We start from the raw sequence: 13,717 nt of genomic DNA on the forward strand, positions 1-13,717 counted from the left end.
TTCATGCCATCGCTCCGGTATGTTGTTGACTTATATGGCTTTCATCTTGGCTGCGGTTAAACAGCGCATCTAAGGCGAGAATGAGCGCCTTAGGTGGCTTATCGTAGTAAACCCCAAAGCCGGGATACTGAACCGACATTCCCCGTAAAAATAAGTAATAACAGCCGCCGATATGGGTATCGTAGTCATAGTTTGGCAGTCGCATCGCCAAATAACGATGCAGGGCGAGGGAGTAGAGAATGTATTGCAAATCGTACCTATGATCGCTAATCGCCTGCTTAAGCGCACCATAATGGTAAGCCTGAATCGTGTCGCCTAAATGGTTTGATTTATAGTCGGCGATATAAAACTGACCTTGATATTCAAAGGTTAAGTCGATAAAGCCCTTGAGCATGCCCTGTAATTCATCAAAATGCAGCGCGGTATCGTAACCAAATTGCCCGAGGAGTTGATTAAGTTCTGCATCTTTTAATCGATTTAAAGGCAGGTAAAACTCCATCTCCACTAAGGTGTGCTGTGGCGCGAGCGCGGCTAAACAGAGATCGGGATTGATGAGCTGATTATCCTGCGCCATTAATGCCAGCGGTGCCTGCAATATTTCCATATACCAGTCTTGTAATACGGTTTGCCACTCGGGGGCGATACCATATTGCAGCATGGCTTTAGGTAACTCACGCGGTAAATCGATTTCGGCCTGAGTAAAATCAATTAACTCAAGCACTAAGTGCATAAAACTCCCGGCATTGGCACCGCGCTCAAAGCTAAAGCGATTGAGTAGCGGCAGTTGTGGCACATCAGCGGTATCTTGCCATGAGGATTCACTTAGGCTATTGGCAGGTTCTGCGCCAAATACCGCGCTAACTTCATCATCGGCGCCCGGACTGGCTTTGGCGTGGGGTGCATTTTTGACTAAGCCAGAATAACTGCCTACTCGCCATGGGGTGCGATACTGACGGGTGACATTACGGGCATTTAAGGTGTGGGATTGCATTTCACCCGTGTGCAGCTTGCTATCAGCAATGTTGTCAGCAACACACTCAACGCTGATCGCTTGCGCATTCGACTCTACACCATTAAGTAGCGCCTGCGCCGCATTGTGCAGACGAGCAAAATCACAGTCGGCATCGGTAATGCCTAAAAGGTAACCGATAGCGGTTTCATGCAGTTGGCTTTTGATCCCGGCTTTTAACATCCGGCTATGGTTAGCGATGTACAAATAACACAAATATACGGGGCGGGTGAGCGCCACATAAAGTAGACGAAGATCTTCGGCTAAGGTTTCTTGCTTTGCCTGCTCCCAGCCTTCGTCTGTGCCTTCAATATCCCATACCAGCTCTTGTGCCCCATCCGCATCGGTTCTGTGATAGAGCATGGGTGTCGGGCGGCGGCGATTATCCCGTGCAAGGCTAACAAAGGGGATAAAACACACTGGGTATTCCAGCCCCTTACTTTTATGGATAGTCACGATTTGCACCAGATTTTGCTCACTTTCAAGGCGAAGCTGCTGCTCATCTGTCCCTGTATTATCAATTAGTTGCTGCTCATACCAATTGAGTAGGGCACTGATGCCATCAATCTCAGTGGCTTTTTGCTGCAACAGCTCGGCTAAGTGGCGAAAATCTGTTAGTCGCCTCTCGCCATTACTCGCCTCATCGGGCTCTTCGCTATCTTGGTCGGCAGTGGCTCTAACGCTGGGTGTTTGCAGTAGGCGTGCCACCATATGGGTAGCGTTGGCTAAGCTCAGCAGCGCCGGCATAATGCCGCGCTTTTGCCAGATCTGATGTAGCGCAAAAAACTGTTCGAGCAGCATTTGGCGCTGCTCTTCATCTTGGTTAAAGGCATGAATTTGCTCGGCACTATAGCCAAGTAGCGCGGTGGCGAGAGCGCTGCGCAGGGCGCGCTCATCCTTGGGACTGGCCAATGCGCGCAGAATGAGCGCCATTTCACGCGCTTCAACGGTATCAAACACGCTATCGCGGCTTAAAAAGACCGCGCCAATCTGGCGTTTACTGAGCGCCGTTTTCATGACCGCAGCTTCGTTTCTATCCCGCACTAAAATGGCAATATCTTTGGCAATTAACGGCCCTTTTGGCGTATGGCATTGTCCATTGGCGGCCTCTGTGAGTAAACGGGTGATCTCGGCGGCGGTATCTTCGGCCAAGGTTTGTCTGGCGCTGGCTTTATTCAGCCCCGTTTCGCCCTCGCGTAACAGTTTTAACCGCAGTGCGGCACTATTGGCTGTACTTTCGACTAACTGTTTTGCCGCCGCACTGGCGGGTGTTTTTACCCTGTCAAAGGGAATCGATTGGCTAATAAAAGGATTGGGATGCTGGGCAAATAGGTGATTCACTCCCGTCACCAGATTACGACTCGAGCGATAGTTAGTGTCGAGAAAATAGTGTGCTTGGGTTTGCCTACGCGCCTCGATATAGGTGTAAATATCGGCGCCGCGAAAGGCATAAATTGCCTGTTTAGGGTCACCAATCATCAGCAGGCTTAATTTGCTATCCGTGCGAGCCTTGGGTTCGACAGCCGTCGAATTTTGCGCTTCAACCCCCAAACGGGTTTGATAAATCCCCGAGAAAATCGCAAATTGCAAAGGATCGGTATCTTGGAATTCATCGATTAAGGCCACAGGGAAGCGACTTGCCACCGCTTTGGGCAACGTGTCGGGATTGGCCTGCATCGCTGCGGCTAAGGTGGTCAGCAAATCATCCGGTGTTAGCACATTTTTAAGCTGCTTTTGCTTAGTAAACCGCTCGCTGATCCCTTGCTTAGCACTGAATAAAAACGCGGGTTTAATGGCGTTAATTAGCGTGGCTAATTGCTCCATATGGTCAAGCAGTGGTGCTTCACTGGCACTTGGGAGTACACCGCCTTTATTGAGCTTAAGCTCTGAGAGTGACAAGGCCTCAAGCACTTTGAGCGGCGGTAAGCCATGACCAAAGGCGATAAAGTTATCCAGTTGGTCGAACATTTCCGCCAATTTGGGGTAATTGTCGCTCGCCTTACCAAAGCGCTGGCCATTAAGCGGCAGGCTATGAAGTAACTCTAACAGCGCGTCGCGCCCACGCGGCCAAGCGAGTTTAAAGCGTTGCACACTCTGGCTTAAGGACTCAGCCAAACGAGCAAAGGGCTGTACGGGTTGAAGCGGTTTAGCCTCACTGGCACCGAGCAAGGCCCGAAGCTGCTTGACTAAGCCATCGGGATCGCCAAATTCGCTGGCAATAATCTGGGCTAAATATTCCGGCAGCGGATAGCAGGCTTCACGCCAAAAGTCGCGCACCGCATGGTGCAAAAACTCGCTGTCGTCTAAGGTAAAATCTGACTCGAACAGTAAAGAGGATTCGAAGGCGAGATCGGCTAAGATCCGTTGGCAAAAACCGTGAATGGTAAAAATGGCCGCTTCGTCGAGGGATTTGAGCGCCAAGTCGAAGCGTCTAAGGGCGATGGCGCGCTCAGATTCTGGGGTTTTATCGTACAACGCCTGTACAAAGGGATCGTTAATTTCGAGCCCTAAGAAACACTTAAAAGCCACTTGTATACGGCGGCGAATTCTGTCCCTTAATTCTTCTGTGGCGGCATTGGTGAAGGTTACTACCAGAATTTGTTCGCAACTCAGTGGTTCGCTTAAGCCATCCCCAAGCAGTAGTCGCAGATACAAGCCCGAAATCGTATAGGTTTTACCTGTGCCCGCACTGGCCTCTATCAATCGGCTACCACCAAATGGCAGGGTGAGCGGATCTAACGGCAGCGCCTGTGATGTAGTAGGAAGGATCATATTATTTGATAGTTCACTCATTACTGCGCTCCCTCTGATGTGGCGGCTTGTGGTTCTGCATTGAGCACAAACTCCTCAAGTTGGGCGAGGGTGTCTTTATGGTACAAGCTCAGCATGGGTCGATAGATCTCGTCGGCCAGTTTGCCAAAATTTGCTTCGGTGAAATCCTGCGGAAACCGAAATAGCCGCTGGTAATGGGGATCGGTGCCTTCGCAAAGCTCACCTTGTTCGTCCAGCCATTCGCTTTGCGCCGCCTCGAGCCGCACACTGTGTTGACTATCGTGGTTGCCATCAAGTTGACTGGTTTTATCCTCATTGATCTCTGCACTGGCGTAGGCAAGGGAGGTTTTGGGCATAAAACACAGCGGATGCAACTGTCCCTGATAAAAATGCTGTAACAAGTGAGCCAGTTGATCATGGGCCTGCTTTGGCGCAATCGGCGAGAGGGCGTGAAAATGCCCCATATCGAGGAGATAGCTAGGTTGCAGATGATCGCTAGGCTGAGTTAGTCCTGCGGCCATTAAACATAAATGGCGCAGATACAGCGCTAAAATATCCCGCCCATGGGCACTGCCGGGCCGACAACTGACCAAGCCTTTTGGACTGATATCATCAATGCGACCTTCGAGGATCACGCGCTTGGTTTTTACCTGATTCCCTGCGTTCTGATGAGGTAACTCAAAGGCGAGCCGAATATCCGCATGGCGCGGGGAGACATCGCCACGCATAAATAAGGTTCTGCCGACAAGCGGCGCGATATCATGGCTATATTGGCGCAGCAGCAGATCATCAAAGGGCTGCATGGGTAAATTACCACTGGCTTTTAAGCGTTGTAATAGTTCGCTACTGGGCTGCGCCTGTCCTTGTTCAGCGCCTTGTTCAAGCGCATCATCCAGCAACCTTGCCTGTAACAGATAACGCTCAAGCGCATTGAGGCTAAAGGGCTCATCATTATCATCCGCTTGAATATTCAGGTTTAAATCAACCTTTAATATGCGGTTAAAGAAATATTGCGCGGGATTGCGAAAGAATCGGATAAAAGCGGAGATATCGACATGGTCTTCTTCACTTAGTGGCTCAACATCTTGTTGAATATCATTATCCCCAATCGTGTCATCTTCGAGCACGATCAGCGTGTTGGCATCAATAAAACGACGCTGGAGTGATTGCGTGCTGATGTCAGGTGGACACCATTGCTGGCTGTAACTTTGTTTTATCGCCTGCGCTTGCGCCTCTGTTGACTGATACAGTTTAGGATCAAAAGGTTGTAGCGGCTGGTGGCTTATGATGGTCTCAAGCAATGCCTGTTGGGCGGCTTCATTACCCACGGCTGGAGTTTCTGCTGTAAGCGATTCTGGCACATAACACAGCTGGCAATACTCAATCAGCTCGGAGACTAGCATAGAGGGAATGCGCTCCGAGTTATCCCGCTCACTGCGGCCAATATAGCTGATGTAAAGCTGCTCCCGTGCCGAGAGTAGTGCTTCTAAAAACAAGTACCTATCGTCTAATCTGCGGGAGCGATCGCCTTTGCGAGCACCCAAATGTGCCATCAGATCAAAGCCCACAGGATGTTGCATGCGCGGATATATGCCATCATTCATGCCGAGTAGGCACACCACCTTAAACGGAATCGAGCGCATCGGCATTAAAGTACAAAAATTTACACTGCCCGCCAGATAACGCTGGCCAACCCGTGACTCGGTTAAGCGCTGATTAAACCATTGTGCTAGTACTTCGATGCTTAAGTTCAAGGCGTTTGAGTGTAAGCCGCTTTGGTCTAGGAAGTTGGGGGTTAAGTCGTATGCCGATGTATAGCTGTCAGCAGGGCTGGCGGCCAGTAACTCTTGCTCTAAGGTAGCAATGGCGTCGCGGATTTCCTGTAACTGTTCACGCTCATCCTCATCGGGGGCGTAAAAAGCATTTAACAGTTCAGTCAGTTCAAATAAACGCTGGCAAGGCGCTTGAGGCTGGGCTAATTGCAGCGTGGTTTCATCGAGGACTTCAATAAAGTTCAACAGTTTGCCAAGGGCCTGCGCCGATTGGCCTTCTACCCCTGACACCACTAAATAGCTCGGCGCCTGTGGGCTTGCTTGATACAAGGGAGAATCGTCCCTTAAGGCATAGCCCAAGATTAACCGTTTGATGCCAAAGGCCCAGGAGTTTTGCTCAAAGGCAGGCACACCCTGTTTAACACGGCTTTGCTCATCGCGCCCCCAACGCACACCGGCTTCATCTAACCAATGGCGGATCAGTGGTAGCTCGTCTTCTTCGAGTTGAAAACGCCGTAAAATCGCTGGCACTTCTAAAATGCTTAAAATATCGGTCAGTCCGAAGCGACTCTGATTAATATTGAGTAAATTCAAAAAGCTGTTAATGAGTGGCGATTCCTGCGCCGCACCGCGGTCGGCAATGGCGTAGGGGATATATTCGAGCCCCTGTTTGGCGGCAAACACCGCATCGATATAGGGCGCGTAGGCGGCGACATCTGGCATCATTACCACAATATCTTTAGGCGTGAGTTGGTTATCGCGATCCAGCAGGTCGAGTAAATGATCGTGCAAGGTTTCGACTTCGCGCAGCGGGCTATGGCAGCTCTTGATTTGAATCGAATGGTCGCTGTTTTTTAACACTCTTCGATTGGTAACGTCTTGATATAGCTCGGCATCAGGCCCGAGTACGCGGTCGAGGGTTTGCATTTCTAAGATATCGTATTGCACCCCCGCCAGCATGCTGGCGTTGCTATCCGGATCGTTAGGATCGCCGCAGGGCTCGCAGTACACATCGTCGCCAAAATCGCAGTGTTCGGGCGGGAGTTCGAGCAGCATATCGAGTAATTCGCGTCCCATTTTGCCATTGTTGGCAAGCAGCGGATTGCCGACCTCGAGTTTATCTTCCCATTGCTCGGCCAATTGGCGTTTGCCAGCATATTGCAACGCCATTCGCGCTCGATGCCGTGGGTCGATAATATCGCCCCAATAATGTTGGCAGGGGCTGAGGTTAAGGATGATGACATCAATTCGGCCCGCGAGCTGGTGGAGCACGTCTATGGTTTGTGGGGCCATAGACGAAATGCCAAACACAAATAAACGCTCAGGCAATTTGGCAATTGAATGGGTGCTATCAGCCAGCGCGGCAATTAAATCCTGATGTAAATTGGCCCTGTGGTAATGGCTTTGACGCAGCTCATCACGGTTGAAGGCAATCAGCGCCCGCCAAAGAATAGGTTGCCAGCGTTGTTCCTCATTTAATTTGAGTGCATCGAGTGGTTCATTAGCTTCCCATGCGGCAATCCAGTCGGGGCGGTAAACTAAATATTGGTCGAAGATATCGGCGATACGGCCGCAGAGCTGATAAAGCTTAATATTATCGGCGGCGATTGAGTTTGACGCTTCAAGTTGATTATTTGTTGTGCTCGAGTCGGGGCTGCTTGACTCAATATGACCTAAATAATGCCGCAGTGGCTCAAAGGATTCCTCCTCAAGTAGGCGAGGCAGTAGCTGCATTAATTTCCAGGTCATTGCCGCTTTAGTAAAGGCGTTTTCCTTGGGGACATTGGGCAGTAAATCGTGGCACAGTTGCCAAATAAAACTGGAGGGCAAAGGGAACTCAAGTGCGGCGGCAATGCCATTTTGTTTTGCAATTTCAAGGCGTAACCAAGTCGACATCCCAGGGCTTTGCACCAAAATATGCTCGCTTTGCAATAACGCCGTGCCGGGTAGTGGTTGGCGCAAATATGCAGCGAGATGGGCACAGAGCACTTCCATTTGGTTGGATTGGATTAACTTCAGCATATTCGACTCACGATTTGGGATTGCTGTTATGCATAGCCAATTGCTGTTATGCATAGCAAACGGGCTTGGCAATTCTATGTGTTTGATTTATAAGATTCAACAATCTTGTCCGCCCGCGGTCTATCCTATCTATTTTAACTGTTTACTTGGGCCAAATAGCAGCCAGTTGAGGGCTTTGGCCGTGGCATTAAAACGCTTTAGCGCCACTTGATAGTTGTTATCCGTCAGGTTTTGGTATTTTAGTGCGACGTAGCTTTGGGTGAACGTGTCAAACTCACGACAAAACAGAGGGGATTGCTGCTGGTGCGTGTCAATAAGCTGCGCGGCAAAGGCGTTCGGGCCTAAGTGGGCTGGGCGGACGATGCCAAATTTACTGAGTCGCTGGCAAATGCGTTGGTACTTTGCACTGATGGGATCTTGTTCCCTTTTAAAGCGAAATAGCCCTACGCTGTAGGCGATATAGAGGCCAATAAGCCCAATACACACACTCATAAACATTGCGACTTTGGCCTTAGTGACTTCTCCTAAAATACCGCTTAGCACTTTGTTCTGCCGTTCTTGATTAAAACCGAGCACCCACAAACTCCAGTAATAATCAACGCTAGCAAAGCGTTGCCTCAACTCGTTGAGCCAAGGCATAGATTTAAATCGTAAACTGCTAAAAGGGCTTTCTTGCAGGTAACTTTGCTCAGGGGAAAACTCGGCATCAAAGCCTTGTTCAATCCGATTAGGTGCCACCATGGCGGTCGGATCAAAACGCACCCAGCCTTCATTCTCGAGCCACACCTCGGCCCAGGCGTGGGCCATGTATTGATACACGCTGAGGTAATTGGCCTGTGGGTTGTATTCGCCTCCTTGATAGCCTGTCACCATCCGTGCTGGTATGCCGCTGGCGCGCGCCATAAAAATAAAGGCAGAGGCATAATGGGCGCAAAACCCTGCTTTGTTTTCAAACAGAAAGTCATCGACTTGCTGGCGGCCAATCGGTGGTGGCGTGAGGGTATAGAAGAACGGCTGTTGATTAAAATAGCCCATCATGGCCCAAAGTCGCTTATGGGGTTCTGGATATTTAGCCTTAAATTCAGCGGCGAGTTGGCGCGCTCGGGGATTGCTGTTTGGTGGCAGATTTAGGTTTATTTGTCGCTGTTTGTCACTTAAGGTGAGATCCATTTTCGCCTGTGGCCACGAACTGGCATTGTAGCCCATTCGTTGATCGACATTACGCAGCGCATAGAGCCGATAGTCGGGCAAATTCACCAGCTTATCATCTTGGCTGTAGGCCACATCAAGGCCAAATAGCCAAGGTTGATGACTGGGTTCGGCAACCACTTGGTAACGGTAAACCCTTGGTTGGCTATTGCTGGTATTGTTTTGTGTTTTTGGCGTTAACGAGGGCAACTGCCGCGCAGGATCTGGCCTTGAGGGTGGAAAGAAAAACGCATCCTTTTGAATTTGTTTGATACCCGCATCTTGGCGCCATGTTAAGCCGTCATAATCTTCCAGCACTAGGGCGCGCCAGTAGAGTTCGGCTTGCGTGGGGCTGGCATCGGTAAAACTCACCCTAAATGCCAAGGCCGATGAGCGAGTGAGTTTACTGATATCGCCCACGGCAAGGGAGTCCGAGAGCCCGGTTTGGGCTTCCTTCATATTGGGTACAAGCCAAAGCGGTGCAAAACGGGGCAGCACCAAAAAAAGTAATAACGCTAAGGGCATACTTTGCAGCAATAACTTAGCCCCAATCCATGCCGTGTGTTGCCAGCGATGTTGGTTTTGGTAGAGGGTGACCAGTACGCAGGTATTGATAATCGTGACGCCAATAAGGTGCACGGTATTGAGCATGGATTGGTGGTCAATAAAGGTGAGGGCAATTAAAAAGTAGCCGACAATCACAACGGCTCTGACATCCCTAACACTTCGCATCTCAATGTATTTTAATGCATAACCTAAAATGAGTAGGTTGACTAAGGCGTTCAATAGCCCAATTGTGCCCGAGACCAGTGCCAGCGTGATTGCCGCGCCGATAGCAAGGCTTGTGACAAGATAACGGGGAGGTTTAGCGACTTTGCCGACATAGATACCAATGCGCCACAGCAAGCAAATAGCGCAGATCCCAAGGGTCCAAGGGGTGGTTTTATCAAATAACGGGCTGAGCACCGCTAAATTGGTGAGCAATAGCCAAAACAGGGTTTGACGACTGATATTATCCCCAGTTTGAGGTCCATTAGCGCGATAGGCATTTAGCTGAGCTGCACTCGCCTTGGATGAATTAAGATGTTGTTGGTCTGCACTTTCAGTGGCGATTGCATTGGTCATTGATTTGAGGCTCATAGGCGATCCTCAACATGTGATGCTGTTTGAGTGCTATGCCTGTGGGGAGGAATATGTGACTTATGGCTAAGTCCATGATTAACCGATAATTTATCGCTTGTATCGTGCGTTTGTGCATGAGTTCCATAAAGCGCCAGCGCCCTTTGGCAGGCGATTCGGTGCGAGTTACCGAGGGCGGGCGCTAGAATAATATCTTCCCCATTAGGCTGTTGCAGCCAAAGGCCAAAATATTGCTCAAGCTGACTTAAGCGGTTCACCTGCCAGCTTAATTGACTGAGCTGCTGTTCGAGGCGCGTAGGATCAGGGGCTAATTTTAACCAGACCGGATCACCTTGGGGCTGTTCAAACTCCTTGGTTAACATGCCACGCCCTTGGGCCCATTGTTTCCATGCCACTTGCTTTAATGACTCACCGAGCACATGGGGTTTAAGGCCTTTATATTCATCAATGCCAACAATATATTTGCCTGCCCGCTCAAGCGGTTCGTCCTGTCCGGATTCCGTTGCGGCTTCAAGCTGTAAGGGGCTTTCAAGTGGCTGGGCATAGACAATATGGGCGTTATCAAGGTCGATATGCGACCAAGCACGGCAGAGTCCTAAAGGGTAGGTGGATTCAATCTTTAGCCGTCCAGCGGAGACTATTCCACGCTGCTGATTTGCAAACGACACTAGCGCTTGCTCGTCCTGCGTGCCAACGTGTTTGACTAAATAACCTAAATTATTCGGATAATTTAGGCTGATATGATGGCTGCTGTGGTTTGAGTTAAGCAAAATAGGAAAAGTGATCGTCTCGCCCGCATACACCTCCGGCGGCGTGAGTGCCCGTAGTCGTAGCCCTGCTAAGTTTTTGTAACTATAGAGAATGCAGGTATTGAATAAGCTGAGCAGCAAAATACTCAGGCCAATCACGAGATTGTTCTGATAGTTAGTACCAAACAAGTACAGTAGCAATACCAGCCCCAGCCAAACAAACCCAAAGCCACTGGGCAGAATAAAGATACTGCGATGGCTTAAGGTGAACTCAGAACTGGGCGGCATGCGCCTTGCCAACCAGCGCTGCCAAAAAGCAGAAAACACGCGTTTCACACTGTCCTCATCTTCTTATCAATATTCACATTTAATGGCTGATTGAGCCGTTACATGATCGGATTCACACCTGCGAGGATCCGCTCCGAGAGCGCTTCTCCCTGTAATTGACTGCTGGTGCGCAGTCGATGTTCTGCCACGCTGCAAAACACCGCCTGCACATCTTCGGGCACTAAATAGTGTCTACCTTCTAAAAATGCCCAAGCCTTGGCTGCTTGTAACAGGGCTTTGGTTGCCCGTGGCGACAGGCCAATGGCGTCCGTTTGGCTGCGAGAATCATGGATTAAGGCCAAAATATAATTAAGCAGTGCATCGGATGCAGTGACCTTATCGCATTGCTCCTGCAATTGGGTTAACGCCAAAGGGGTTAAACATTGGGGCAGATTATCGAGGGTTTGCGGCGTTTGTACTGTTTTGAGCATCGCAAGCTCGGCATCGTGGCTCGGATAACCAATGGAAATCCGCATCATAAAGCGGTCGAGCTGGGATTCGGGCAGTGGGAAGGTGCCTGATTGCTCAGTCGGGTTTTGCGTAGCAATCACAAAAAATGGATTGGGCAATCTGTGGGTTATACCATCGACAGAAATTTGCTGCTCGGCCATGGCCTCGAGCAAGGCGCTTTGCGTCTTAGGACTGGCGCGGTTAATCTCATCGGCCAGCACCATCTGCTTAAAAATCGGACCTGGATGAAACACAAATTGCGCTTGGTGTTTATCAAAAATAGATACCCCGAGAATATCGGCGGGCAGCATATCACTGGTAAATTGAATGCGTTGATAACTTAAGCCTAGGCTTTGGGCGAGGGCATGGGACAGGCTGGTTTTGCCCATACCGGGTAAATCTTCAATTAACAGGTGGCCACGGGCGAGAATACAGGCGAGGGCTAAGCGAATTTGCCGTGGCTTGCCCAATAAAACCTGTTCAAGTTGTTGTAATAGTTGGCTTAAACCAGAATGTGCCACGGGAGACTCCTTGTGCATGGATGAGGTCATTCGCTCTACCACTATGGCGGAATATGCCGCGCTTAGCCAGTCACTTTTACTGTAAAATCAAACGGCTTAGTGAGATCCCTATTGTCCATAGAGAGGTGAGCCGAAGCATTCGATTATCTGCACACTGTATGATTTGAGGCTGAAAAGCGTTAATAGAGTAGATAAAACTGCCAATTAGATGTTGGGTTTATTCGCTGTTTAATTTCTTTTTTGCTCAGGTCTATCGGCGACCCATGTCATTGACTCGACGACACGGTGAATAGAAACCTAAGGTTTCTAAGTTTATGAACGAGAGCTATGGTCGTTCTCATGCGTCCCTGCATTGCACGACATTCAGGCGTCCTGCCTATCAGATGGCGAACTGGCCGTTAAACAGGGATGTTGATCAAGTCCATCCGTTGACGCAGGGCAGCCCGTCTTATGTGAATGGATCCACGAATACTGCGATGGTATGGATGCAAAAAAGTGGCCGGGGGCGGACGGTCGTCTCGCTAATCACCACGACTCACCCTCCTTGCATCGGTGTCGCCTGTAGGTTTTAAGAAATACGGAGTAGCTTTGGGACGAAAGCGAACTAGGTGATAAGCTTTAATACATAAATTTAGGATAGGAACTTAAAAACGCAGGCTAGAATAATAGCTTAACGAAGGGAGCCTACATGTTTGTGCCTCAATGAACTCGATCGAGAGTGGTTTGTTATGTGCTTATCACTCGAAAACCTTCTGATTCTAGGCGCACGGTTAATAGCTTTTGTGCTAAAGGGTGCAACTTAGCTTGATCTATAGATTTTAATCTGCGTTTTCCCAATCGTTTATCAAGCATTGCAAGTGACTGAATTAGAGGATCTTCAGAAGATATAGACTCATCAATACTAAGATCGTGCACAAAACTCCAGCAAGCCTCATAAACATCTTGCCTTGAAAGTTCACCGTACTCCATCTCGCCATAAGACTTTTTCTGATGTGCAGATACATGCTCAGGAACTGGTGAGTCAGTAACCCACCGTCCATCCTTAAAATGATAATTGCCAGCAGCGCGATTCCAGAATGCTCTTGTACAGAAATTAGCGATAACTTCCTTATCAAGGGTCAGCCAAGCGTGACCACAAGTACAATTACCATATCTTGTGCTGAAAATAGAAACTCTCCCACCAAGTGATTGTGAAAACTGGTCTTCTACCAGCGATTTCAACTTACTCCATTTCACAGATAAAACTCCTTTAAACACATAACGCCCGCTTAAGTTGTGAGCAACGTAATATGATGTTTGCGCACACCACCTTAACGAAAGATATGGCTGAATATTTTAAAGACAGGGTCATCTTTGTCTAATCTCTCAAGTCTCACATTTAACTGTCCAAATTTGACAGTTAGTTCTTCTTGCTTTGTTGCAAAACTTTTTACTAGTTTTCGTTATTGGATCTAAGCATAATTTTTTGTGCCCAAATACATTAACGCTAACCCTTGCGGTGTAATCAGTATCTCTGTTTTTTAAACCACCTTTGTAAACAACTCGAAAGTTCCATAACAACAAATAAATCTAACAATAAATCTAGCCACCCAATATAAATCAATAACATAATGTACTTTATGTTTGCCTACAACTTGTAAAAGTTAACATTGTTAAAAAAAGAACCATCAAAAGTCGTAGGGACAGCATCTAAGGCAATAAATTTCGCTAATCCCTTAAAAAATGGAGCATTTCAGACGAGGTAAATCATCCCAGTTCTTAGGAAAT

General features: G+C 48.7%; 6 protein-coding genes. All 6 read right to left on the reverse strand.

The window, feature by feature from the left end:
- Position 1: 1 nt before the first annotated feature.
- Positions 2 to 3,802: an exodeoxyribonuclease V subunit beta gene (gene recB / locus M0413_RS09925; RefSeq protein ID WP_249553985.1), complete on the reverse strand. Its 3,801-nt coding sequence runs from the start codon at positions 3,800 to 3,802 to the stop codon at positions 2 to 4.
- A complete protein-coding gene (recC, locus tag M0413_RS09930; RefSeq protein WP_249553986.1) occupies positions 3,802 to 7,575 on the reverse strand; it encodes an exodeoxyribonuclease V subunit gamma in 3,774 nt (1,257 codons plus the stop codon). The genes recB and recC overlap by 1 nt, the downstream gene beginning before the upstream one ends.
- A gap of 129 nt (positions 7,576 to 7,704) precedes the next feature.
- The gene (locus M0413_RS09935) at positions 7,705 to 9,903 is read right to left on the reverse strand and encodes a transglutaminase TgpA family protein (protein ID WP_413740134.1); all 2,199 of its coding nucleotides are present in this window, start codon (positions 9,901 to 9,903) and stop codon (positions 7,705 to 7,707) included.
- Positions 9,900 to 10,940 carry a DUF58 domain-containing protein gene (locus M0413_RS09940; protein ID WP_249553987.1) on the reverse strand — a complete coding sequence of 347 codons (1,041 nt, stop codon included), beginning with the start codon at positions 10,938 to 10,940 and terminating at the stop codon, positions 9,900 to 9,902. Before M0413_RS09940 ends, M0413_RS09935 begins: the two co-directional genes overlap by 4 nt.
- 98 nt (positions 10,941 to 11,038) lie before the next feature.
- Positions 11,039 to 11,950, reverse strand: coding sequence for an AAA family ATPase (locus tag M0413_RS09945; protein ID WP_047539638.1), 912 nt, complete (start codon positions 11,948 to 11,950; stop codon positions 11,039 to 11,041).
- Positions 11,951 to 12,676: 726 nt separating this feature from the next.
- Complete coding sequence (locus M0413_RS09950) at positions 12,677 to 13,186, reverse strand: SF0329 family protein (protein ID WP_172587331.1); 510 nt, start codon at positions 13,184 to 13,186, stop codon at positions 12,677 to 12,679.
- Positions 13,187 to 13,717 lie beyond the last annotated feature (531 nt).

It is taken from the genome of Shewanella sp. 8A (assembly GCF_023475945.1).
GTDB classification, from domain to species: domain Bacteria; phylum Pseudomonadota; class Gammaproteobacteria; order Enterobacterales; family Shewanellaceae; genus Shewanella; species Shewanella xiamenensis.